The sequence below is a fragment of the Paenibacillus sp. FSL H7-0326 genome, assembly GCF_001955535.1.
In the GTDB taxonomy this organism is placed as follows: domain Bacteria; phylum Bacillota; class Bacilli; order Paenibacillales; family Paenibacillaceae; genus Paenibacillus; species Paenibacillus shunpengii.
Map to the genome: position 1 here is coordinate 83176 of NZ_MPVN01000001.1, position 25588 is coordinate 108763.

The following is a 25588-nucleotide window of genomic DNA, read 5'->3' on the forward strand; positions in this document are numbered from 1 at the left end:
CCTCACTCGAAATGCATCTGATCGAAAGGCAGCTCAAACTGCGATTGTTTAAAGGAAATTCCGGTTAAATCGGACGGAGCGACGACGGTCACACTGCCATTAGAAATCGGTATGAATACGGCTTCATCATGGACGACGGTCAGGATATCCGCGTACAATGATTTGCGTGCTTCCTCGTCGGTTGTAATCATGACTTCGTTGATTTTTGAATAGAGCTCATCGGCTTGTGCAATGCCCTGTGTTGTATATAAGTAGGATGCATCCGAAGTAAAGGCTGAAACGGTGCTCTGCGGGTCATATGCGAGTCCCCAGGTTTGATTAAATAACAGCTCATAATCACCCGATGCTCTTCGGCTCGCAACGGAAGTCGATTCTTCACCTATAATCTCCAGCTGAATACCGATCTCCGCCAGCGTGCTCTGTATGAATTCAGCCTGCATTTTCTGTGTGGAAGAATTCACATCATAATGCAGACTTATGGACAGCGGTTTTCCGTTCTTCGTTCTCACTCCGCTGTCATCCAGCTTCCAGCCTTCGCCGTCCAAAATTTCATTAGCCTTGGCCAGATCATAGCCGCGTTCCTTCAGCCCCACGTCCGCATATTCCACATTGGAGGAGAACAAGGTGCTGGCAGGTGACTCAGTCCCATTGAAAATATCTCTGGCAATGGTCTCCCGATCAATGGCGTACCAGATTGCTTCCCGCACAGCCGTTTCGCTTGCCGGACTTTCTTTTTTGCTGCTGTTAGCTACGATCATCTTCGTATTAACCGGTTCACTGCGTACCAGCTGATAGTCACCGGTATCCACTAATTGATTCATCGCTTCAACATCCATGCTGTCAGCTCCCCGGTCATCCGTGAAGGCGAAGTTGACTTCTCCCTTAAGCATGGCAAGGTAAGTCGTCTCTCCTGCCGGCAGCACTTTCGAGGTAATTTTCTTAACCTGAGGCACCTCTCCCCAGTACTCTTCATTGGCTGTGAATACGGCATACTCTTCCTTCTTGTGCTCACTTAGAGCATAGGGACCTGTGCCATGATAGCCGGATACCCCTTCCTTGGTCTCTCCATTGATAAAATCCTTCGGGGAAATGAAGACAAAAGGTCTGGTCATGGATAATTCGATCAGAGCCGGATAATACGGCTCACTAAGCACAAATTCAACCGTAAATTCATCAATTACATTGCAGCTAACGAGCTGTGTGGACAGCTTGATCCAGGAATGCTTCTCCGCATTTCTCTGAACAGCTTCTATGTTAAGCTTGACTGCCTCTGCATTAAATGGCTCCCCGTCATGAAACGTAACGTCTTCCCTTAGATGAAAAGTATACGTTTTGCCATCTTCGGAAATATCCCATGATTCAGCAAGCAGTGGCTTAATGCCGTCCTTTGTGTTCTCAACGAGTGATTCATATACCATTCCCTGTGCAGGCATGGAACCCGTGTACAGATGAGGATTCATATCGCCGATGTCCTTGGCTGAAGCGTATATGAGCTCCTGAGCAGGAGTATTGCCGCTGACGGTCTCTGAATTCGTGTCCCCGCCCGATGAGGATTGTGACGAACATCCGGATAGGACGATCACCGCTAATAAAAACATGCATATGGATTTGAAAGGTTTGCTGAACAAGCTTGATCTCTCCCTTTTTCTCTTTTTATATTGATCATCTCTATGAAATATGCGTAAATTTTACGATTAAACAAGAACAGAAAATGGCCATAAAACCACCAGTATACATCGAATTTAGAATCGAATCCTTCCGTGCTATTCAAGTGAAATTGTTCAGTACACGAAGCATGCTTAAGGACGATACTACAGCGGTTATTGAGTTACAACCATACTGCCTATTTCAATCCTATGAACTTAGGCTTACTGCACTTAAAGAGCTGCAAATTTGCTTCAGATCCTCTGAGAAGGTTTGTACTTCAAAAGCATTGGACAATATTCTTTCCGGGTGCTGTAGGGCAATCTCTTGAATCATGTTCTCATACCTCTCAACAAACCTGTCAATGGTGGGAGAAGCGTTGTTTGTATGTCTGGCAATTCCCTGAATGATTTTGAGGCGATAGTAGTCCTCCTTCGGCATTCTCGGAATATCCCATTCCCCCTGTTTATTGATGAATGTCTTTCTGATGGGAACAGCGGAGAAATCGAAGTATTTGCCATCCTTATCCGGCTTGGAGAAGGGATCAATGAGCAGACAAGTGTACCTGATATACAGCAAATATTGCTGATGGATGTCATCCAGCTCAAGAAAATGCTCAATATCCTCGCGGGCCAGACTCTCTGATCTAATCGGGTAATTGTCATCAATCATAAACTTAAGCAGATTAAGCGGTTCCACCTGGAGAGAGGACAATATATTCATGATCTCTTTCCATTGGGACAGCATCTCTTGAATCAAAGTGGATGTAATAGGCCCTTCAGGAAACAGCTTATATACGTAAGCCGGTATATCCGATTCCCCAAAGATTCGATGTAATGAAAAATCATTCATGAATAATGGAGGGTGTACATACAAGGATATGTTTCTGCTCTCCGCGGCGATTGGCGATTCCATTCGCTTAAGCTGGACGCCAGACCTCGTAAAATGCTCGCATAAACTGCTCACACGATCAGAAGCAGGAATCGTAGATCCGACATACAGCTTCTTCTTCACTGCCGTTGTCAGTACTTGATTGGACGGAGTTGAATCTGCCCATCGTGTGTCCCCCAGATAGGTCGAGAAGCTGATCATCTCAGCTGCTGGATTCATGGCTGCCATATAACTCTGAACCAGGCTGCCTGACCCCAGTGTCGGTGACATGAGCAGGATGCAGCTTACATGTCGAAGGAGCTCCGCGTCCAGCCTCTGAAGCACTTGTCCATAAGCATCGGCCGTCACGGTTAGTACAATCGTATCCCACATACCGGTTACTGCTTCATAGCTCTGGAACAACTCATCAACCTTATTCTCGCCTTCCATCACTTGATGCAGTTCATTTTGAACATCGGCCCGAACGAATTGATGATTACTGCTTAAGGCATTATAAAAATGCTCTGATCGCGCAGAGATCCTGCCTGCAATTCCGATGCGGCTGTTCCACTGCTTCTTCATAAATACGGCCATTTGAATCGATACCGGACCTGTACCGCAGATTAGAACTCGATTAAAATCGCTCATACAACCTCCCTAACTCCTAAGAGTTGTTCTTCTTATACAGAGCAATATCAAATACCTGATCGTGGCGCAGTACGTGCTCCTCAAGTCTCCACTTTAACGTGTCCACTTCCTGGAGAGGGAAGTTAAACAAGGACTTCAGTCCATTGCCATACCTCATCGCCACCACCACTTGATCACTCGTCAGTGCATGCAATCGATCCATGATATTGAATTTGTCTTCTACCGTAGAACTGAAGATGATATGGGTAAATTCGTTTATCCCTTCAAGCTTCTCTGGCGGTGTCTGTGTAAGACAGATATCATACTCCGGACCAAGAACGTTGAGGACAGAACGACCTAAATGAATCGCTTCAGCATCAATATCTACGCCTACCACCCGCGCACCTGTTCTCTTGGCAATGAGCAGAGGCGTCATCGGGAACGAACCGGAACCAACTAATAACACCTTGGAATCGGATGACACTTGAAAACTTCCAAATTCCTGCTCGATGCAGGATTCAATATTTTTGAAATAATCAGATTGATCCGAAGAGCCGCTAAGCAGCTTCAGTGCCCGGTATTTCTCCATGATTGCGACACAAAAGGCCGATTCTCTTCTAAGGCTCCATACCAGCTCAGCCCCCAATTCTTCGGACGCCAGCTCATCCCATAAATTTCGGTTTGCCTGGTTTGTAATGAATGCCGCATATTCATCGGTCAATAACTCCAGGTCATGTGAATGGTGAGTCGTCGAATTATATTGGTGAGACATTGCTTCAAACCGTTTCAGGAATGCTTCCAAGCTGTGGGTAAAATCGTGTGAATCGATTGTAATCGTCCTAGCCATCGATATAAGCTCTCCCTTCAGCCACGATTTCGACATTGCCCTTAATAGCAACGCTCGTCAATCCATTGTTATATGTAGCGTGAACCTTTATAAGTCCGCCGGGCTGAATGACTTCTATATCGACATTTGTATTGTTTCTCCATGCCAGATAAGCTCCTATGGATGCTGTACCCGAGCCACAGCCTCTTTCCCATATCATGCTGCCAAGCTTGGGAACATGAATGAGCGGTGTCATCCTATAATTTTCTGGTTCATACAACAGAATGCCTATAAGCTTATGATGACCAGCCAGTCCCATGAGTTGTGCTGTCATTTGAGCCGAATTTCGAATACTTTCGGAGATCTCGTCTATTTCCATAATGAGATGGATCGAATCGCCGTAGCGTACTAAGAAGCATGCATAATCCTGTCCTCCGATATGTATCGTCTTTGGTTCAATATGATGAGGGATTGGCATATTCAATTCACAGGTATACAGATCTCCGTTTCTCATAACCAAGCAATCTATTAATTGTTCAGTTCCGGAGGACTCCAGGATGATCCTTCCTTCCTCACTGAATCCGATACCCTTCTTGGATACGATATAGGCGGCCAGAGACATGCATGCATTTCCGCAAAATTCACCTCCAGCCATATGTAAATATGCCGCAGCACTGCCTGTCGGCTGTTCAATGAATCCTACCTGCTCTGCGTGAATGCTATCATAGGACATAATCTGAGTAGCAATGGTCTCATAGTTCCGATCCCCATGATCCGTTTGAACAAGTACGGTCATATTCTGTGTCGGATTACATTTCACAAATTCGATCTCCTGCCGCATCCGCACTTCCCTCTCTTTAATTGTAAAAATTACGATTAATTCCGGGCTGAGTTGATTATATGATTAACACTAAATACTGTCAATTCTTTTTTGTCCAAGTCAACCTTGTTCAGGAATTAGAAAACAAAAAGAGCCGCTCCATCACGGCCCTTTCCATTCATATCATTTTCTTACCTATACAAATTCCCTCGTCCAGCAATCTCCGATTGCTTCAGCTGGAATATAGAGAACAATACGTTCGATCAAACCGGCCAGCGAGTAAATCTTCCTTACGAATAAAGAATTGTAATACTCCTGCATCCCACCATAAAAATCCGATATCATCATCAGAATCGATCTCAAGCAGCATAAGCGTATCCTGAATTTCTTGCATAGCTGCCGTCTCCCCGCCTGCAAGCTTCTCAGAGATCCTCTTGAGCGCTTCTTCGGTACTGTATTTGTACTGCTCACCGGTCAACAGCATTAAGGCTGCTTCATATTCTGCATCATCATGCTGTCCCTCTGGATAACCAAATATTTGAACAACATCTTCACGAAGTCTGTCTCTAATCGCGAAACTCAGGTCCTCATACTCTTCATAATCATGTTCCTCGTCCTCTATCACATCATAATCCACGTATGCATAATTTGGAGGCTCTAGTGAAGATCTGGCTTCCAGCTGATAGCCAGTAAACTTGCCTTCCAAAGTGGTTATATTGGGAGATTTACGTCTTGCCGCCCCATCTAGTTCATCCCTCTGCACAAATAATACTTGGTGTTCAATGTTGAAGGCAGGCTCATCAATACCTACAAAAAAATAGAGCATGCCACTAGATGGCAGCAAGGATGATTCATCATACTTATGTATCTCATCCAAATTCAGCTGGGCAAGAAATGTCATAGGCGTACCACTGCTTGCCTGAGGCCAGACAATAGATGACGGCAGATCAGGATCTCCGCCAACTCTTGACACACAAGGATGAGTATAATCCTCTTTCTTCGACTTCTTCAACCTTACCCCTTGCCGTGTATGTTCAATTACATATTCAGCCGCATGAGTGAAATCATACTCTTTGATCAAATGTTCCAGCTTTTGTCGAGCACCTTGTTGAAGACTCATATTTCCTCCTCCTTAGTACATTCTTGTTAACTTAATATATGGGAAGTAGAATGTGGTACAGCCTCAGAGCTCTTTCTGATCTATTAGATATTGAGATGTAAATTCAAAAAATGCAGCAGCATCTTCCCAGCTATCAAAGCCCGCCTGAGCCATTACATCGCTGCCTCCGCCTTTCCCCTTAAAGTCAGCCAAATGCTCCTTAAAAAACTTCCCGCAAGACGGAGCAGCTTCTTTACTCTGAGAGAGGATCACTTTATTCTCGGCAGCTGTGGCAAGCAGTACCGGTTTGTTCGTAATTGAGGTTAATTTATTTGCTAACCATTGCAGATCCTTAAGTGTCTTGTCCTTGAAGGTATGACCGATCAAAATCTCAGTGGCATCGCTAATCATTTGATGCGCAAGATACTCATCATTTTGAGCTTTAAGTTTAGCTATCTCCGTTTGCAGCTGTTTATGTTCTTTCTCCCAATTCATTAGCCGCTCGATAAGCTCTTCCTTACCCGCTTTGAATCGGTAGGATAACGTGCTGATGATCTGCCCATACAAGTTGAATTCCTTCAGAGCTCGATAGCCGGCTGTAAAATAAATTCGTGTATTCCCTTTCTGCTTCTCTGTCTTGAGCAGCTTGATTATTCCGATCTCACCGGTCGAGGATACATGGGTGCCTCCGCAGGCATTGTATTCTACATCCTTCATCTCCACGATGCGGATGTTTTCCTTTACTGTAGGCTGCTTGACCAGTTTGATTCCAGAAGCTTCTTCTTCGGTCACCCAATAGCTAAGAATTGGATGATTCAAATAGATATGGCGGTTCGCTTCCTGCTCAATTGTATTTATTTGGTCTCTGCCCAGCTCAGCTGTTTCTACATCAATTGTGCAATAATCGGCTCCCAGATGGAAGCTGAGTGTCGGATATTTATAGAGCTCAAGGCATATAGCGGACAGCAAATGCTGTGCGCTGTGCTGCTGCATATGATCGAACCGGACGTCCCAATCAATCCTGCAGCTAACCTCACTCGATTCAGGCAAGGATTCAACCTTATGTACAATCTGATCTCCATCGGCAGTAACATCCAGTACCGGAATCCCCTGAATCGTCCCGATGTCACAAGGCTGGCCTCCCCCATGAGGATAAAAAGCCGTTTCTTCGAGCTGAACGTAACAGCTGTCATCTTGCTGCCATGTATCTATAATCCGGGTCTCCCATTGAGTCGTATAAGCAGAGTCGTAGTAAAGCTTCTTTGTCATGATGGATTGTCCTTTCTGCGGTAGGTGGTAAGTTGGTAAGTTACTCAGAAGTGTTACACTTTCTCAGCCGTAAACGGTTTACACCATCCCAGCATGCTTGTTTTATTATACACGGCTTCCTCTTATTAAGGTATTCGTGATCCAGGTTATACGCTGACAATATAAAAAAACCTCCGAGTTCCTGCGGCATTGCCGTCAAGCCTCGAAGGTTCTTATTATTATTTAATGATGAATTAGAGCACTTTCTGCAGGAAGCTGATCGTACGCTCATGCTTCGGTTTACCGAATACTTCCTCTGGTGTACCCTCTTCAACAATATAACCGCCATCCATGAAGATGACCCGGTCCGCAACCTCACGTGCGAATCCCATCTCATGCGTCACGATCATCATCGTCATGCCTTCACGCGCAAGGTCCTTCATAACGCCAAGTACTTCACCCACCATCTCAGGGTCAAGCGCCGAAGTCGGTTCATCAAACAGCATGACATCCGGGTTCATCGCGAGTGCACGGGCAATCGCTACCCGCTGCTTCTGACCACCCGATAGTTCGGATGGATAAGCACCCGCTTTATCGGATAGACCGACACGCTGCAGTAAGCGCGTAGCCGTCTCACGTGCTTGCTGCTCATTCATTTTACCGAGCTCCATCGGAGCAAACATGATGTTCTTCAATACATTAAAATGCGGAAACAGATTAAAGTGCTGGAACACCATCCCAATGTTTTCTCGAGCTTTGTTTATGTCTGTTTTGGGATCACTAAGATCCTGATCATCCACAATAACATGTCCAGCCGTAATTTCTTCGAGCTTGTTGATGCAGCGTAAGAGCGTACTCTTTCCTGATCCGGAAGGACCAATGACGCACACCACTTCACCTTCGTTGACAGACATATCAATGTTCTTAAGTACTTCATTTGAGCCATAACTTTTCTTCAAGCCTTCAACACGAACTTTACCCACGACTACGTTTCACCTCCAGCGAGCTAGCAATTTTAGTTAGAATTGTGATGACAATCAGATACATGATGGCAACCATCAGCCAGATATCAAAGGATGCGAACGTTCTCGCGATAATAATCTTACCGGATTGAGTCAGCTCGACCAGTCCGATCGCGGATAGGATCGACGTATCCTTGAGTGTAATAACCAGCTGGTTAATAAATGAAGGAATCATCACACGGATCGCCTGTGGAATGACAATTTTCATCATCGATGTGCGATAAGGCAGTCCAAGCGAACGTGCCGCTTCCATCTGACCTTGATCAATAGATTGAATCCCGCCGCGAATAATTTCTGTTACATAAGCACCTGCATTCAAGCTGAGTGTCAGAATGGCAGCCAGGTAGAGCGGCATCGTAAAGCCAAATGCTTGTGGAATACCAAAGTAAATAAAGAATGCGAGTACGATAAGCGGTATACCACGGAATAAATCAACGAACACAGTTGCGATGAAGCGCAGGACCTTGTTTTGTCCAACCTTCATAAGTCCGAAGATCAAACCAAGAATAAAGGCAAAGAACAAGGATACAATTGTATAAATCAGTGTTTGTCCAAGACCCTTCAATAGCGGTGGAATCGACTGTAACATCAGTTCGCCGCGACTTAAGGTTGGAGCAGGTCCCCCTTCGCCTTCACCTAAATACTTCTCTAGAATCTGATCATACTCTCCGCTCGCTTTAAGGTTTGTGAGTCCAGCGTTAAACTTTTGCAGCAGCTCTTGATTTTGTCCTTTACTAACTGCAAACCCGTAGGAACCGCCTTCTTCCTTCTCAGTTACAATCTTCAGTCCGTTGTTTTGAGTTACCCCGTAAGCCAAAACCGGATAGTCTTCAAAAGTAGCAACTGAATTGCCCGTCTTCACATCATCATACATTTGTGAGGAATCATCAAATGGTACAATGGTGAATCCGTACTGTTCCGAAATAGACTCAGCGAAGCTGTATCCTTCAGTACCCGTCTTGACGGCTACTTTATGGCCTTTCAGGTCTTCGTAGCTCTGAATGGTATCGTTATTAGCACCGACACCCATAACAACCCCGGATTCAAAATAAGGCTCTGAAAAATCAAATTTCTGTTTTCTTTCGTCTGTAATACTCATACCGGCAATAACACCGTCGACTTGATTCGACTCCAGCGCTTGTACTGCCGCATTAAATCCTAGCGGTTTAATTTCGTACTGAAAATTCTGATCCTTCGCAATTGCATCTAACAGATCTATGTCGATACCGACAAAATCACCGTTGATATCTTGAAATTCAAACGGTGCGAATGTAATGTCTGTTCCAATTACATAGGTTTTTCCAGAATTCGACTGTGCTGAAGCACCTCCCGCCCATCCGGACAAGCCGGTTACTAGAAGCAGTACCAGCGACAGAATAAAAAATGAGACCTTTGTTGTTTTCATATGTCCTCCTCTTACGGTCTTCTTTTTCATAGTTACACCTGATTTACGGAAGGAGCTCGTACTCCTTTTAACAGACGTATCGATTATTATACATTTTTATTTGCCGCATGAAAATAATCATTCGATGATTTTTTGTACAGTTATTATTCGTCTCTCTTGTGTTTTCGATACAATTCGACATAACGACGAATTCATTATCCAGTCAACATTTCTGCTAACAACGTATAATATTTCCGCTTAAGTAGATCAAACAGCACAAAAATAGCCATCTCCACAGATTTATTACCATCGTGAAGATGACTAGAATTTTTCGATCTTATTATTCCGTTGGTACTACTTTAACCAGCATTTTACCGATGTTTGTACCTTGGAACAGCTGGAGGAATGCTTCGGGAACACGATCAAAGCCTTCAAGAATCGTTTCTTCATATCGAAGCTTGCCTTCCGCTAACCATTGTCCCAGCATCTTCGCGCCTTCCGGTAAGCGGTCTGCGTAATCACCAAGCACAAAGCCTTTAATCATAGACCGTGTCTTAATCAATTTCGTCAGAATCCGAGGACCGACATCACTGCCCTCTTCTTGATTATAGGATGAGATCGCGCCGCACAGCGGGATACGGGCATAATCGTTTAATTGGGTCATAACCGCATCGGAGATGTCTCCTCCCACATTGTCGAAATAAATATCAACACCGTTAGGGCAGGCTTTTCCTAGCGCTTCCTTCATATTGGCCGTCGTCTTGTAGTTAATAGCTGCGTCGAATCCAAGTTCCTTGGTAAGCCACTCTGTCTTCTCATCAGACCCTGCAATACCTACCACATGCGCGCCCTGGATTTTGGCGATTTGTCCGACAATGGAGCCGACCGCGCCGGCCGCACCAGAGACGACAACCGTCTCCCCTGCCTTGGGACGGCCGATGTCCATGAGTCCGAAATAGGCTGTCAAACCTGTCATGCCAATAACACTAAGATAGGCTGATAATGGCGCGATGTTCTCGTCAACCTTCTGCAGCTTGTCCGCATCCGCTACGTTATACAGCTGCCATCCAAGCATACCCAATACTTTGTCACCTTTACTGAATCGATCAGATCGAGATTCGATGACTTCTCCAACGACACCTCCAGTAATCACTTCACCGAGCGGATAGGGAGGAACATAAGACTTGGAATCATTCATTCTGCCGCGCATATATGGGTCCACAGATAAATAAATCGATTTAACCAACACTTGACCTTCACCGGGCTCTTGAATCGGTGCTTCTTCAAATTTAAAAGTATCTTCCGTTGGCATGCCTTGGGGCCGTGAATGGAGTAAGATCTTTCGGTTCATCATAATAAATATCACTCATTTCTTAAGTTTTATAGGATATAAAGTTTTAAAACCTTCAAACTATTTGTGCAAAACAAAGGTTTCTCTTCTGCCTCAGAGGCTATCCAAGAAACCAGGTACTGCTGCATTAAACATATCCTTTACTAAATGAATCTTCTTATTCTGTCCTTCTCTAACGACATGAATCAGCTCAGCCTCATTCATAATTTTCAGATGATAAGTAACATTGGACTTGTCCATACCCAGCGTTCTTCCAATCTCTCCGCAGCTATTGAGTTGTGGACTTTGCAGCAGGTAACGGACAATCTCGATGCGCTTCTTCTCAGATAAAGCCTTGAAGATTCGCGCTCTCTTCTCATCATCTATCGTTAATAGTTTGATAGTCATACAACTATCTTACTCATTAAACGATATTTTTGTCAACGAAACCGACCATTCGAAATATTTACAGCAGTTTAGCTAGCTCATTCCATTCAAGCTGAACCGTTGGCTCAAATGCATCACTGTGCACGTATCTAAGAATGCTATGGATGAACTGCCTGCCTTCCGGTGTATGTGCGATCTTCTTATCATCAAAGGTACCCACTAACACTCGGCCTTTGGATACACGAGCCTCAAATAATAAGCCCAGCTTATGATTACGCTCGAAATTGTCAATGGTTTGAACGATGGGCTGAAGCTTAGAATCAGTCTCATCTAATATGATGGAGCGGGAATTCATAACGATATTCCACCATGGATAGGTAGAATAAGTCTCGCTTAGGAAATGTTCGAACACCGGATGCTTGTTATCGATATATAGTCCCATCGTTCCAACAGGCGTCGGCTTATTCATGCTTTCTGATATGGATCGAAACATCGGATAACACCAGAAGTCCGTGCTGTAGGTACCTTCAATGGAATGAGTCAATGACGCCGGGTCTGGAAGCAGCAATATATCTTCTCCGTGCTCCAGCAGCTCTTTTGCCTGATCATTAAGCTCCCGGAACAAATGAATCCCTGTCCAGTCGAGTTCAGTGTGCTCGGGGTAAATCCAAAGATCATAATTCTTATAAATATCAGTTCCCTCGATCGTCAGCTTCAGCTCGACCTGTGTCATCACTTCAACCTCTGGCAATTGGATCTGAATCGTACCTATCTGTATATGATTAGAATCCGGACCCGCAGGGATCATTAATTCGCCTTCCGCTAAAGACGTTCCCTTGCTTAGCATTTCCCACTTCAGCACTTTACTATCAATGGATTCCGTCCGATAATAACTTAGCTCGATAGCAGCTTCGAAAGACTCTCCGGCTTCATAATTGTATCGTTCAAATCGAGCCAGCAGGACGGCATCCGAACAGAATGTTCTCCACTCTTCTGGTGTAATCAGTCCTTTGGAATCCATGAATGCATCCAGCATTCCAACTAGCGCGGTTCCTTGCCCGCTGAAATCCTGCAGGTCGAGCAGCTGGAAACCAGCAAGCCGTCTTGTCCGAAATGCAGCTTCCAGCTCTTCCTTATAACATGCTGCAGCTAATTTTCCAGAGTTCTCGAAGTATGCCTCGGCGAGATGTCCTAATCCCTTCGCTTCAAGTCGATCACGGAACACTTCGAAATTTCTCGCTTTTAGTGACCCTGTATATTTCTCAATTTCCTTGAAATTCGGGTACGTCGCATATTGCCCAATCTCATGAGAGATAACAGGAATATGAGGAATTAACTGCTCCTCCGCTGTTTCTGCCTGCACAGTACGCATCTCAGTTCCATATTGAATCTGGATGGATTGCGTATCGGCTGAAAGCTCTTCGATTTCTCTCTTAGCAGAAGGGACAATCTGCTCATCATAATCCTTCATCGTGCCGGGTAGATCGGTCTGCACATGTCCAAGTGGTGCATCACACATCGCATAGGAGCCTCGGAACAGACGATCCTTCGAGAAGCGAACTCCACAGTAGAAGTCGTCTTCCTCCAGAATGACAGGTACAAATTGAAAATTATTCGACCCTTCTGTATACAAATGCCGCGAATCGAAGTCTTTATACTGCTTCAAAATTTCATTTAATCTCTCCTTGCTCCCCCATAGCTCATTTCCGAGCGACATCATCACAAATGAGGGATGATTACCATACGCTCGAAGCATCGCGTAGCCTTCACTTATTAGATAATCCTGCTCTGCCTGATTATGCTGTTCATACGTCTCATCGGTTATGGTTCCCCAGAACGGAAGCTCCGGCTCCATATAGATCCCTAACATATCTGCTGCGATAAATGCGGCTTCCGGCGGGCAGCAGGTATGAAAGCGATAATGATTAATACCATAAGATTTGGAAATTTTCATAATTCTGAGCCATTCTTCCACATCCGTTGGAGCATATCCCGTTAGTGGAAAAATCAAACCGTCATGTTTGCCGCGTAAAAATGTGTTCTTCCCGTTGATCGCAAACTTATCTCCAGCTGCTGTGAATTCGCGAAGTCCAATCAAGACTTGATGTGAATCCAAGACCTCGCCGCTAACCGCTTTCAATTCAATGTTCAGCTCATATAAATTAGGCTCCAAATCGCTCCACAGCAAGGCATCTTCACCCATTTCATAAGTAACCGATACATTATTCGAGCTTAATTGGAATACTTGCTCCTTCACCGTATGTTTAACATCTGTATTAGAATGTCTTGCCGAGATATGGAGCTTAACCGCATCCCGGCTGCCGACAAGACGGGCTGTCAGCGCAACTGTCTTTTTCACCGGATCGGTATAAGCTTGAATGTTCTCTATATAACGATGACTGAAGAACTGCAGCTCTACTCGACCCGTGATTCCGTTCCAATTGGTCTGTGTATCCTCGGAAGTCATATGCCCTCCCTTGGTCGGATAATTCGTATTGTCTACACGGATCGTAATGGTATGCTTCCCTTCAGTCAGGGCTCCTGTTAGATCATGTACGTGCGGAGTGTTTAGACTGTTCAGTGTCCCAATCTCTTCTCCATCTACCCATACTGTGGTGACACGTGTACGCTCCAAGTACAGGAAGCAAGGCTTGTCCTGAAGATTCTCCGGAATTTCCACTTCTTTAGCAAACCAAGCATGGCCTTCAAAAGCATATTCATCGGTTAACGCACCGACTTTGACCTCTGTATTCTTCTTCCCCTTCTTTGCATGGGATGTCGTATTCGGTAGTGTGATGCTATCTACAAATGGCAGCTGTAGACCCTGCTTCTGCTCATCCAGCTGCAGACGCCAGGCCCCTTCTAGATTCATTCTGTGCAGCATTTTATTCTATTCCCCTCTCCAACACTTCAGCTTCTATGTAATACATGCCATTCTATCATGATAACGCTTCATTTTAATACCTTAAATATTCTTGAATTACAATTCAAGTCAGAGCGCTGTTAGAATGACAGCCAGTCCATTAAACCCTCCATGCACAATCATCCCTGGTACGATCGATCCTGTCTTCTCATAGCACCATGCACATATCACTCCCGATACAAAATTGACAGGTAAGGTGTTGTATGTAGGAATGTGAACGATAGTAAAGATAATGGAACTTAAAATTAATCCGGCGGCAACTCCCCATTTAACTCGAAACCACTTATATAAAAATCCGCGGTAAAAAATCTCTTCATACACAGGTGATACAATCGCAGCAGAGACAAATCCGATCAGTATTGTGAGCAGGCTTATATTTTGCTGAAGACTAACTGTTTTGCTATTCTCTGTACCTATTCCCCATAGTTCCATCAGGATCAATATGAGAATGCTGGATGCAATTAATGCGATCAGCCAGATTATGATGAATCCCCAATACGATTTAGAAAAAGCTTGTAATCCAACGTCTGCCCACCTTAACCCATGCGGCTTAAGCGCAATGAAATACACGCCTGCGATAAAAATGATGGCCATGATCAGACCGGTTAAAGTACCCGAATATAAGCTGTTTTGAAGCCATTCATACAGAAAGTCCTGCAGTAAATACTCAATCGTGACCGGAACAATAACCAGGACAAGCAGCAACAATAATCCGAGCTCCTTATATGACCACTCCATAGATGCAAAGATTTGTTTCTTCAAATTCGTTCCCCCTAGAACTCAATATGTGATAAATTCAGGTTAAATGGTGACGTTACGTAACCTGCAAGCTTTTTTTAGGAGGAGTTACATAATGGATTTTCTAACTACGGGCATGGTATCTAAAAAGCTGAATGTTTCGCTAAGAACCCTTCGTTATTACGATCAGATCGAGCTGGTGCAGCCTTCATTCAAAGACGCAAACGGCAGGCGACATTATACGCCAGATAACATACTGCTGCTTGAGAAAATATTACTGCTTAAGTCTGCCTCTATGTCACTCGAAGATATCAAAAAATTAATGAATCAGCTGTCTATCGAAAAAACGCTGCGTGTTCACAAGAACCACCTTGAATATGAATTAACTCGGCTAGAGCACTCACTTCTTCACACAAATACGCTGATTAACATGACGAAGCTCCAGACTGAAATAAAATGGGATCTGCTGCTGCCTCTGCTGTCAAATGATAACGAAGCTGAAGAACGAAAAGAAAGAAAGAAAAAGGTCATGGAAGAGTGGTTCACAGAGGATGAGCAAACCTTGCTTACTAATCAATTACCAAAAATGGAGAACGATCCTGTTCAATTAACGAAATGGATTAATTTGATTAAACGAATTGAAATTTGTCTGGAGGAAAATAAGTCCCCAAGTTCACGGGACGCCCAAATCATCGCTGAGGATACACTTCTTCTATCGAATGAAATGTTCCAGGGGAATAAAGAGCTTGCGGATAAGTTCTGGGAGGCAAGACGATCTGAGGCAGCTTCATGGGATCTTAATCTGTACCCGATCAAAGAGGAAATCGTTATTTTCATGGAACAGGCCATTATTTATTATGAAACAAACCATAATCTGGAATCTTACGTTCATACATAAGAGCTGCCATACTATAATTGCGAAGTCCGGGGTAAATTATATTTACCTTTGGACTTTTTTTTGTATTTGTTTTTCCAGTAAGATACATCACAATAATGCGCTGAAAATGTTGACAAAAGGTGAACCGAGGAGTAGTTTAAGGGTATATCATCATTTGAACACTTGTTCAAAACATACGTTCAAATTATTTGTTTTTAACTCAACTTAGAGGGAGAGATTCAGATGAACTACACAAATATTACAGTAGCAGGCAGCGGTGTCTTGGGAAGTCAAATCGCTTACCAGACCGCATTCTATGGATTTCAAGTAACCGTTTATGATATCAATGATGAAGCGTTGGATAAAGCGAAGGATCGGATCTCGAAGCTTAAAGCGCGGTATCAGGAGGATATGGGTGCAACTCAGCAGGAGGTAGATGCTGCTTACGAGCGCATGTCCTTCAACTCTGACCTCCGTGCAGCCGTTTCAAGCGCGGATCTGGTTATTGAAGCCATTCCAGAGATTGTGCCGATTAAGACGGATTTCTACAAGAAGCTCGGAGAAGTCGCACCCGCACATACCATTTTTGCATCCAATTCTTCTACTCTGCTGCCAAGTCAGTTTGCAGAAGCTACGGGGCGTCCAGCTCAATTTCTTGCCCTCCACTTCGCTAATGAGATCTGGAAGAACAACACAGCGGAGATAATGAAGCATCCAGGTACCGATGAGAAGGTGTTCGAGGACGTAATTGCGTTTGCTCGCGCCATTGGTATGGTGGCCCTTCCACTGCACAAGGAGCAGCCTGGCTATATTCTCAACTCCCTGCTTGTTCCATTGTTAGATGCAGCTGAGCTTCTCTTGGTTAAAGAGATTGCCGATCCGGAAACGATTGACAAAACTTGGATGGTCGGTACAGGCGCACCGAAGGGACCTTTTGCGATTCTTGACGTGGTTGGTCTAACTACAGCCTATAACATCGTTCTTGCGAAAGCGAAGGCTACAGGGAATCCGAATTTGGAGAAAGTTGCAGAGCTGCTAAAGACCGATTATATTGATAAGGGTAAGCTTGGCGTTGCAACGGGAGAAGGCTTCTACAAGTATCCTAATCCCAGCTATGAGCATCCTGATTTCCTTAACAGCTAAAGGAGTATATTGACCTATGAGCCCTGCGAAGGACGACCAGGAAAAAAACAAACATGTAAAAGATCAAATACTGAAAGCAGCCAAGAAGCTGTTCTCATCACAAGGATATGAAGCGACAACGGTCAGGCAAATCTGTGAAGAAGCCGGAGTTTCGCTCGCTCTTGTGTCCTATCATTTTGGCGGTAAGGAGAAGGTGTTCTTCGCCTTATTTGATCCCATCAGGGAGACGACTCAGAATCATCTGTACGACTTGTCGAAACCGTTAGATGCCCTGATTGTTTTTTGCAGATCCTTTGTCTTATTCAGATACGAGGAGCACGAGCTGATCACCATCCTTCAGCAGGAGCTCTTCCTTATGAGTCCGAGGCTGGAGCTGATGACGGATGTATTTCTTCCCTCGTGGGACGAGCTTCGAGCGATTCTTACGGCTGGCAAGAAGCGAGGGGTTATTGAATACGAGTCACTAGAGATGACCATCAATTTTGTCATGGGAACTTTAATCTTCTCGTTAAGCAATCCGTTCCTTAATCCATTAGAGAAGAATTACTCCCCAGAGGAAGCAGCAGAACAAGCCATTGGTTATATTCTCAATGGTATTCGAAATAATAAAGGCACGCAGTAACTGCGTGCCTTTTGCTGATAATTCAGATTCATTTGCCACAGATGACATGAACGTTTACACTACTCTGCTTCTCTAACCACTTTCTCCATTAATTTATGGATCCAGTCCTGCTCAGCCTTTAGTTTAAATATAGATAGACGAAGCACTTCTTCGCGGTAACAATCAATATTATGCGGCTCCAGTCTTTCCTCCAAATCAGATAAGAGCTGTTCAAGATCCTTCATCCGCATAGTTAAAATACGCAGCCGGTTATCCGGTGAAATATACCGAAACAGAGACACACGGATCAAGAATTCGGATTGATGCTTCGCATCTCTCTCTGTAAATACATTGACCAGCTCCGTTATTCGTCTCCTCCCATTCTCCGTAATTTCGTATATATACTGAGTTGGCCCCCCGCTATGCTCATTCATTCTCTTCGTGACCAGGCCTTCCTCCGTAAACTTACGTAATGCTGGATACAGCATGTTGTTGTTCACATCCGTCAAATATCCTAGATCCTTCTGGATTTCCTTCTTGATTTCGTAACCATGTTTAGGAGATTCTTCGATCTGGATGAGTATAAGCAGCTCTATGTACATTATGTAAACTCCTTATATGGTGTAGTTCCTTCGTTTCTCTACGATATTGTAAGCTTACCAAATTCTTAGCTTTATCTTCAATCTATATTCGACAAAAAAACGTTCATCGGGCTGATGGTCATGGGTCCTTCGAATGTGTCTGCGCATTTTTATATATGTTAAACTAACATAGTTATTCAAACAGAGTGGAGGGATTGATCGTGAACAATGAAATTATATCCTTGGAGGAAATTACCGAATTCAAATCGTCGTCAGAGGAATTCAGCCCTTATGCCTGGTATAAGGACAAGCTTCAGAACGATCCTGTCAGCTATAATGAGGCAACGAACACATGGAATGTATTCCGCTATAACGATGTAAAACGTGTGCTGAGTGATTATGAGCATTTCTCTAACGTCAGAACACGTACGACCATCAGCGTCGGCGCTGATGTCGACGAAGGTAAGCACGCCGGGAAATTTAACCTGATGACAGATCCTCCCGAACACCGAAAGAGCCGCTCCCTGCTAGCTGCTGCATTTACCCCACGCAGCTTGAAGCTATGGGAGCCTCGAATCCAGGAAATCGTAAGCGAGTTGATTGACTCCATGGAGGACAAGCCCGTCATTGATATTGTCGACGAGTTTGCCAGTGCCCTGCCTACGATAGTTATTGCAGATCTATTAGGCGTCCCTACCAAAGACCGAATGTTATTTCAGCAATGGGTATATGACTTGTTCCTTCCTATGCCCAAGGAGAACCAAGAAACGGTAAATGAGCGTAAACGCAAAGCCGCTGTTGAATACTATTCCTATCTCTACCCTTATATTGTCCAAAAAAGATCCAATCTGTCGGATGATATCATATCGGATTTGATCCGGGCAGAAGTGGACGGAGACCAGTTATCCGATGATGATATTGTTAGAACAACGATGTTCATTCTGGGAGCAGGCATTGAAACGACAAGCCACTTGCTGGCCAATACGTTCTACTCCTTCTTATATGACAATAAGGAAATTTATAATGAGGTTCGGACAAACCGTGAGCTGCTACCGAATACGGTGGAGGAAATGCTGCGCTATCGTTTTAATGTAGCGAAGATGGACCGGACGGTCAAAGTGGATAATAACTTGCTTGGTGTTGACCTGAAGAAAGGGGACGTCGTGGTTGCCTGGATGAGTGCAGCGAATATGGATGGTGAAGTATTCGAAGATCCGTTTACGTTAAATATTCATAGACCGAATAACAAGCAGCACTTGACCTTCGGGAACGGCCCTCACTTCTGTCTTGGAGCACCGCTCGCTAGGCTGGAGGCCATAACAGGAATCAGCATGTTTATGGATAAGTTCGCCCGAATCGAGCCGGTCCCTGGCTTTAACCTGGAAGAGAACCTGACGCCATCGGCCGCAGGTAAAATGCTCTCCTCACTGCCGGTACGTGTATACAGAAAATAACCGTTTTCGTGTCTGTTTATATTAAACAGGAGAACTGCCTAATTTGCAGTTCTCCTGTTTTTAAGTTGGTGTCATAAACCATAGCCGGATTCCCTGTTCCCAGTACAATTGGTGAATTTACGAGGTAATCGCTGAATTCCCCTCTTCAACAGCTATCACTTCCCTTGCTGTTTCTATAAAAGATAATATGATGGGGGACATCCACTTGTCTTTATGCCATACCATATGCGTATATACGTGCAAGTCAGGGATTTGCCATGGAAGTGCAATAAGCTCACCTCGTTCTACCTCGGCTCCCACTGTTATTTCGGGAAGAAAGGCGATGCCGATCCGAGCCATTGCACATTGTTTAATCGCTTCCGCATTTTGAAACTCCAAATAGGTAATATCATCAATTCCCTTTTTCTCAAACGAGCGGTCAAACATAGTACGATAGGTACAACCTTTTTCATTGACCAGGAACACTTCTCCGTGAAAATCTTCTAGCTGTAGTACATTTCGTTCTGCCAGTGGATGGTCTGGAGCAACGAAAAAGCGAAACGTCTCTTCTAACAGCGGTTCCACTGTAAGTCCCGTCGAGAGAATGGCTTCATCCAGCATAAACACCACATCTGCAGTTCCCTCGAAGAGCGTTTGCTTAAGTTCCTGATTAGGCACAGAGCGGAAAATAAGCCGAACTCCCGGATACCGCGAACGAAATTGCTGAAATACACTGGGAAGACGATAGGCACACAGAACCTCGTTGGCACTGATCGTCAGGGTCCCGCTTAATAAATGATCGTTTTCATAAACGGCACTCCGAGCTTCATCCAATTGATCTAAAATACTTTGAACATGAGTTAGGAATCGCTTACCCGCTGAAGTGAGCACGAGTTGTTTGCCCAATCGGTCAAATAGACGGACGCCAAGCTCCTCCTCCAATGCTTTGATCTGCATCGTAACGTTGGAAGGGACATAATTCAGAACCTCTGCAGCTCGACTGAAATTCAAAGTTGAAGCAACCGTGCGAAACGTATTCAATTGACGCAATTCCATCCTGCAGCCTCCATTTTAACTTTCAATATTATTGAACATTGCCGTGAATTCTGTTCACTTTTATTGAGAGTAGCATAGCTCTATACTAACAACAACAAATGCATTTGTAATTTATATAGGGTTCAAGTTGAAGGGAGCAGTAAAACAATGGATTACGAGGTTTTTGATCTGGGTGACGTTACTTTGCAATCAGGAGTGACACTACCGAACGCATTTCTTGCTTATAAGACGTATGGAACATTGAACGAAAAGAAAGATAATGTGATCGTCTATCCAACAGCGTTTGGCGACCAACATGTTCAGAATGAATGGTTAATTGGAAACGACATGGCACTGGATCCACAGAAGTATTTTATTATTGTTCCAAATCTGCTGGGAAACGGGTTGTCTTCGTCTCCGAGCAACACAGCTCCCCCTTTCGACCGGGGGCATTTTCCACAAGTTACGATCTATGACAACGTGAATTTCCAATATCGGCTGGTCACTGAGAAATTCGGCATTCAAAAAATAGCACTCGTTGTTGGTTGGTCCATGGGCGGCATCCAATCATATCAATGGGCAGCAAGCTACCCCGACATGGTGGAACGAATTGCCCCTTTCTGCGGAGCTGCAAAGACTTGGCCGCAAGCGTATGTGGTCCTTGAGGGTATGAAGGCTGCGCTACTGGCTGCTATTGACTTCGATTCAAGTAAAATAAACCAATTAACTTCTGCACATATGCGTACGATTGGCCGGTTCTATGCGGGATGGGGCCTATCCCAGACGTATTACAGAGAAGGGCTATACCGTGATATGGGATTTGACTCGTTAGAGAATTTTATGGCTGGCGTTTGGGATGACAGCTTTATGAAGATGGATCCGCACAATGTCCTCGCCATGCTGTGGACAGGCCAAAATGCAGATATTAGTGCAAATCCTGTCTATAAAGGAGATTTTGATGCGGCACTCCAGAACATTAAAGCACTAGCCTGCATCATGCCAGGGAGCACGGATCTATTTTGTACTTCAGACGAAAACGAATACGAGGCTAGGCTTATACCCAATGCTGTTCTTAAACCTATTGAATCGAGCTGGGGACATTTTGCCGGTCGCGGAATCAACAGTGCCGACAGCAAATTTATTGATGACAATTTAAAACACTTGTTGTCGCTTAATCCGAACAGATCAATAACTGTAAGAAATTAAAGTAAAGAAAAGCCTGCTTCCCCTCCCTATAGTTTGGAGAAATGTAGGCTTCTCTTCGTCTAGTTCTATTCCATCGCTTTACGAACATCATAATCCTCTAGGTCGATGTCCAGCTCCATTCCAAGTGCCAGCTTGGCGAGCTGATTCCCGATATAGGGTCCCATCGTAAGTCCAGAGGCACCAAGACCGTTTGCCGTGATAAGACCATGCCAGCCAGGAACAGTTCCGATTACAGGGAGAAATCCAGGCGTAAATGGACGAAATCCTACTCTAACCTCCTGAAAAGTACTGTTCTCCAAGCCGGGAGCGAGCTCCAGCCCTTTGTCCAGAATTTCCTGCATCCCTCCAACTGTCACCCTGATATCATAGCCTTCGATATCGTTCTCATGTGTCGCACCGATGACTATTTTTTGCTCATCAAAAGACAGCAGATATTGATCCGTTGGCGGCATAACGACAGGCCAATTGCCCGTGTCTTGATATTCAGGAACCTGTAGGTGCATAATCTGTGCTTTCTGGTAGGTCACTTTAAAATGAATGCCCAAGGGTGCAAACAAGGCGTTGGCCCATGCTCCAGCACACACGATGACTTCATCCGCAGAGTAACGTTCTTGACCCACTGATACTCCCGTCACCCGGTTTGATTCATACTTCATAGCGGCATCTCCATTAATAAGCTTGGCCCCGTTACGCTCCGCCGACCGAAGAAGCGCATCACGCAGTGCCCGTCCATCTACTCTTGCTCCTCCGCTAACATACACAGCGTGGTACCCTTCTGCTAGCAGTGGGAAGAGCCGATGGGTCTCATCCGTACTTTTCTGCATAATTTCACCGATATCAGGTGCGTCCAGCTTCCGCTTCTGTGCCCGCTCCTCCATTTTACCAATCTTGTCCGGATCGTGATGAATACTAAGGGCACCGACTCCGGCATAACCTGTTTCTGTCTCGCCCTCTTTCTCCAAGCTGTTGATTAAATCAGGGTAATAACGCGCTCCGCCCTTTGCGAGCTGGTACCAGGCCCGATTACGCCTCTGTGATAACCAAGGGCATATAATTCCTGCTGCAGCATCGGTGGCCTGACCTTCATCCTTACGATCTATAACCAAGACCTCTGCACCAAGCTTCGCTAGATGGTAAGCGGTTGATGCACCCAGTATTCCTGCTCCTATGACGATGACTTTCTTCATACTTACATTCCTTTCTTATACCAATAACTCCATTATAACGAATACTGCACAATACTATAAACACAAAAAGAAGCAGTTCATCATCGACTGCTTCTTCGTGAATACTAGTTACCTCCATTACTGATATTGTCTACACGTATCCTTCGGTTGTGAAGGAGCCGATCACTTTCCTCGAACCACTCGGAAGCCCTGATCCGGACCAAAACCATTCGCATCAAATTTTCCGGGAAAGGAGATCTCATTATTGTTAACGCCGCCGATCCAACCTCCGCCCTTTACCACACGCCAAGTATTCTCCGGGCTTTCGGGGTGACTGTACCAGTCCCAGCACCATTCTCGCACATTACCGGACATATCATAAATCCCTAACTCATTGGCTTTCAGGGATCCAGCTTTCTTCGTTTGATTTCGATTGTTCTCGATGGCCGGCCAGCTCCAATCACCGGTTAATATGTTATCCCCTGCATTTATCCAGTACCATGCCACTTCATCTGGGTTATTGCTTCCACTATAGGCATAATTCTGACTTTTCTGGCCTCCACTTGCAGCGTATTCCCACTCAGCCTCAGTCGGCAGGCGATAACCATTAGCATCTTCGTTTATGGTAATCGTCCATTTCAAATGATCGTTCTCATTCTTATTCTTCGTATCAATAGTACTCTTATCGATGTTATAGTAAGGTTTCAAATTCTCCTTAAGACTACGCTGGTTGCAGTATTCCACGGCATCGTACCAGCTTACCGTTTCAACCGGCAGATCATCTCCTTTGAAGCCGGACGGATTCTCTCCCATAATCTCCATCCATTCCTTCTGAGTTACTTCATATTTTCCAATATAAAAATCGGAAATCGTTATGTCTGAATCACTAAAAGTAGACTTGCTGCTCTTAAACGTTCCACCTTCTACGTATACTAAATCATCGCTTACATCAGATTCATTCGTTGAACAAGCGCTCAAGCCAGCGGCTGCCATAATACATAAGCACAGGATCAGCTTTCTCATTCCATAATCTCCTTTAAGCCCTACGTTGAGAGCAAGACAGGTCCAGGGACCTGTCTTGCTCTATGAATATCAATATTACAAGTGCTTCACTTCATTTGATCTCGTTACCAGACTGTCACGTTAGAGCTACCGCTGCTCTGATATCCCTCAGTAGCCATAACCTGATAGGACCAGCTATTGCCTAAGTGCATACCTTTGCTCGCCCATGCATTAACATGATTACTGAATGTGATCGTGGAATTTACACCAATAGGCCGCTTGGTTTGTCTTACGCTCCAGTACTGAGGGAAGGTTTGAGTACCGTCAATAGAAGGTGCATTGTATCTCATAGTTGTATAGATGTCATACGTGCCGCCATCACTGTTCACTGTGCCTTTGTATGTTCCAGTAGGACGGTAGGTTCCCCAGTTGTCTACTACGTAGTACTCGATTAGTGAATTTCTGGTCCAACCATAAAAGGTCAAATATCCGTTACCGGAAGGAGCAAATACGCCGGCATTGTAGTTAACTACCCGATTAGGCGTACCGTATGTCCAGCCTTTACCCACAACGAAATTGCCGGTATTCTGCCAGTTTACACTGTAGTTTCCACCAGAGCCATTCACGGCATTAACGGTTCCTCCACCATCTGTCCAATTCTGCCAGTAATCCGTCGCAGCACTTGAAGTTGCGGCAAATACTCCAAAACTCATAGAAGCGGCAAGAACAACCGTCAACAATTTTTTACTGAATTTGAACATGGTAAACTACCTCCTGATATTTTAATAGATTGGTTTGTGGCCCAGTAATACCGTGATCTTCCTACTGTCTGGTTATTTGAACAAGTGTTGTGAGAATAGATACAAATCGTTCTTCCACACGGGCCAGTCATGGCCTCCGCTCTCTTCATACCAAATGTGTGTCACACCTTGCTGCTCCAAGTATTGATGTAAGTCAATACTAATCTGTATAAGATTGTCCTGATATCCGCAAGACAACCATAGCAAGTTTAGCAGCGATGATGCTTCCGCTGGATTAGGTACGAGAAGACTCGGCGTCTTGGTGTTCGGAGCTGGGGAAAAGGCACCTACCCAAGCGAAAAGGTCCAGGTGGCTGAGTCCAATATTCAGAGACTGACCTCCGCCCATAGACAATCCGGCAATCGCCCGGTTATTCCTATCTGTGCTTGCGGAATAGTTCGACTCAATGTAGGGTATTAGGTCATCAATAAGGTCAAGCTCAAATCGTTCAAACGCGCTTATCTTCTCAGGTTCAAATAGGTCCCCTTCGGCGCGGTCATTAGGCATAGCACGGCCGTTCGGAAGGACAACAATCATGGGTACAAGAAGATTGTCATTGTATAGATTATCTAGAATAATCTGCGGAGCTCCATGGTTGTACCACTCCCCTTCATCTCCGCCAATTCCGTGCAACAGGTATAGGACAGGGTATGTGAGATCCGTGGTATAGCCTGGTGGTGTATACACCATCGCTTTACGTACATTGCCGACCGTTGTGGAGTTATACTGGGCTGTCTCGATCACTCCGCGTGGTATATTTTCGCGGTATTGGTCAAAACCCGCCGGTGCTGATGAAGTTAACATGTACAATAAACTCCCTTCACGC

Annotated in this window: 23 protein-coding genes; 5 read left to right on the forward strand and 18 right to left on the reverse strand. The window is 44.7% G+C overall.

Annotation, left to right across the window (positions count from 1 at the left end):
• Window positions 1-2 precede the first annotated feature (2 nt).
• The 12 genes from cntA to BK126_RS00460 form a co-directional block, all read right to left on the reverse strand.
• Entirely contained in the window at window positions 3-1598 is a 1596-nt protein-coding gene (gene cntA / locus BK126_RS00405; RefSeq protein WP_076312469.1) for a staphylopine-dependent metal ABC transporter substrate-binding lipoprotein, read from the reverse strand.
• 256 nt (window positions 1599-1854) lie between these two features.
• Window positions 1855-3162 carry an opine metallophore biosynthesis dehydrogenase gene (locus BK126_RS00410; RefSeq protein ID WP_076310785.1) on the reverse strand — a complete coding sequence of 436 codons (1308 nt, stop codon included), beginning with the start codon at window positions 3160-3162 and terminating at the stop codon, window positions 1855-1857.
• Between the two features lie 16 nt (window positions 3163-3178).
• The gene (locus BK126_RS00415) at window positions 3179-3988 is read right to left on the reverse strand and encodes a class I SAM-dependent methyltransferase (RefSeq protein WP_076310786.1); all 810 of its coding nucleotides are present in this window, start codon (window positions 3986-3988) and stop codon (window positions 3179-3181) included.
• The gene (locus BK126_RS00420) at window positions 3981-4787 is read right to left on the reverse strand and encodes a histidine racemase CntK family protein (protein WP_305954021.1); all 807 of its coding nucleotides are present in this window, start codon (window positions 4785-4787) and stop codon (window positions 3981-3983) included. The genes BK126_RS00415 and BK126_RS00420 overlap by 8 nt, the downstream gene beginning before the upstream one ends.
• Window positions 4788-5019: 232 nt before the next feature.
• Window positions 5020-5907 (reverse strand): YwqG family protein, encoded by an 888-nt coding sequence (locus BK126_RS00425; RefSeq protein WP_076310788.1) that lies wholly within the window; start codon window positions 5905-5907, stop codon window positions 5020-5022.
• 63 nt (window positions 5908-5970) lie between these two features.
• The gene (locus BK126_RS00430) at window positions 5971-7155 is read right to left on the reverse strand and encodes an alanyl-tRNA editing protein (RefSeq protein WP_076310789.1); all 1185 of its coding nucleotides are present in this window, start codon (window positions 7153-7155) and stop codon (window positions 5971-5973) included.
• A gap of 233 nt (window positions 7156-7388) precedes the next feature.
• Window positions 7389-8117 carry an amino acid ABC transporter ATP-binding protein gene (locus tag BK126_RS00435; RefSeq protein ID WP_076310790.1) on the reverse strand — a complete coding sequence of 243 codons (729 nt, stop codon included), beginning with the start codon at window positions 8115-8117 and terminating at the stop codon, window positions 7389-7391.
• The gene (locus tag BK126_RS00440; RefSeq protein ID WP_076310791.1) at window positions 8110-9561 is read right to left on the reverse strand and encodes an amino acid ABC transporter substrate-binding protein/permease; all 1452 of its coding nucleotides are present in this window, start codon (window positions 9559-9561) and stop codon (window positions 8110-8112) included. Before BK126_RS00440 ends, BK126_RS00435 begins: the two co-directional genes overlap by 8 nt.
• A gap of 319 nt (window positions 9562-9880) precedes the next feature.
• The gene (locus tag BK126_RS00445) at window positions 9881-10894 is read right to left on the reverse strand and encodes an NADP-dependent oxidoreductase (protein ID WP_076310792.1); all 1014 of its coding nucleotides are present in this window, start codon (window positions 10892-10894) and stop codon (window positions 9881-9883) included.
• Between the two features lie 90 nt (window positions 10895-10984).
• Window positions 10985-11278: an ArsR/SmtB family transcription factor gene (locus BK126_RS00450; protein ID WP_076310793.1), complete on the reverse strand. Its 294-nt coding sequence runs from the start codon at window positions 11276-11278 to the stop codon at window positions 10985-10987.
• A 58-nt stretch (window positions 11279-11336) separates the two neighbouring features.
• A complete protein-coding gene (locus BK126_RS00455; protein WP_076310794.1) occupies window positions 11337-14141 on the reverse strand; it encodes a glycoside hydrolase family 2 TIM barrel-domain containing protein in 2805 nt (934 codons plus the stop codon).
• Between the two features lie 108 nt (window positions 14142-14249).
• Window positions 14250-14942, reverse strand: a complete 693-nt coding sequence (locus BK126_RS00460) for a CPBP family intramembrane glutamic endopeptidase (RefSeq protein ID WP_256702656.1) — start codon at window positions 14940-14942, stop codon at window positions 14250-14252.
• Between the two features lie 91 nt (window positions 14943-15033).
• On the opposite strand from BK126_RS00460, the gene BK126_RS00465 reads away from it, so the two are divergent.
• From BK126_RS00465 to BK126_RS00475, 3 genes are all read left to right on the forward strand, one after another.
• Window positions 15034-15816, forward strand: coding sequence for a MerR family transcriptional regulator (locus tag BK126_RS00465; RefSeq protein ID WP_076310795.1), 783 nt, complete (start codon window positions 15034-15036; stop codon window positions 15814-15816).
• A gap of 222 nt (window positions 15817-16038) precedes the next feature.
• Window positions 16039-16938: a 3-hydroxyacyl-CoA dehydrogenase gene (locus tag BK126_RS00470; protein WP_076310796.1), complete on the forward strand. Its 900-nt coding sequence runs from the start codon at window positions 16039-16041 to the stop codon at window positions 16936-16938.
• A 16-nt stretch (window positions 16939-16954) separates the two neighbouring features.
• Window positions 16955-17560, forward strand: coding sequence for a TetR/AcrR family transcriptional regulator (locus BK126_RS00475; RefSeq protein WP_076310797.1), 606 nt, complete (start codon window positions 16955-16957; stop codon window positions 17558-17560).
• 59 nt (window positions 17561-17619) lie between these two features.
• On the opposite strand, the gene BK126_RS00480 is transcribed toward BK126_RS00475, so the two are convergent.
• Window positions 17620-18141: a PadR family transcriptional regulator gene (locus BK126_RS00480; protein ID WP_076310798.1), complete on the reverse strand. Its 522-nt coding sequence runs from the start codon at window positions 18139-18141 to the stop codon at window positions 17620-17622.
• 200 nt (window positions 18142-18341) lie between these two features.
• Between BK126_RS00480 and BK126_RS00485 the strand changes: the two genes are divergently transcribed.
• Entirely contained in the window at window positions 18342-19574 is a 1233-nt protein-coding gene (locus BK126_RS00485) for a cytochrome P450 (RefSeq protein ID WP_076310799.1), read from the forward strand.
• A gap of 117 nt (window positions 19575-19691) precedes the next feature.
• Here the strand turns inward: BK126_RS00485 and BK126_RS00490 are convergent, their stop codons facing one another.
• Window positions 19692-20609, reverse strand: a complete 918-nt coding sequence (locus tag BK126_RS00490; RefSeq protein WP_076310800.1) for a LysR family transcriptional regulator — start codon at window positions 20607-20609, stop codon at window positions 19692-19694.
• Window positions 20610-20756: 147 nt separating this feature from the next.
• Between BK126_RS00490 and BK126_RS00495 the strand changes: the two genes are divergently transcribed.
• Window positions 20757-21794 (forward strand): alpha/beta fold hydrolase, encoded by a 1038-nt coding sequence (locus BK126_RS00495; protein ID WP_076310801.1) that lies wholly within the window; start codon window positions 20757-20759, stop codon window positions 21792-21794.
• A 65-nt stretch (window positions 21795-21859) separates the two neighbouring features.
• Here the strand turns inward: BK126_RS00495 and BK126_RS00500 are convergent, their stop codons facing one another.
• The 4 genes from BK126_RS00500 to BK126_RS00515 form a co-directional block, all read right to left on the reverse strand.
• Window positions 21860-22981, reverse strand: a complete 1122-nt coding sequence (locus tag BK126_RS00500; RefSeq protein ID WP_076310802.1) for an NAD(P)/FAD-dependent oxidoreductase — start codon at window positions 22979-22981, stop codon at window positions 21860-21862.
• Between the two features lie 162 nt (window positions 22982-23143).
• Entirely contained in the window at window positions 23144-23983 is an 840-nt protein-coding gene (locus BK126_RS00505; protein WP_076310803.1) for a formylglycine-generating enzyme family protein, read from the reverse strand.
• Between the two features lie 104 nt (window positions 23984-24087).
• Window positions 24088-24723: a glycoside hydrolase family 11 protein gene (locus BK126_RS00510; protein WP_047913822.1), complete on the reverse strand. Its 636-nt coding sequence runs from the start codon at window positions 24721-24723 to the stop codon at window positions 24088-24090.
• A 72-nt stretch (window positions 24724-24795) separates the two neighbouring features.
• Window positions 24796-25566 (reverse strand): alpha/beta hydrolase, encoded by a 771-nt coding sequence (locus BK126_RS00515; RefSeq protein WP_076312471.1) that lies wholly within the window; start codon window positions 25564-25566, stop codon window positions 24796-24798.
• Between the last annotated feature and the right edge of the window lie 22 nt (window positions 25567-25588).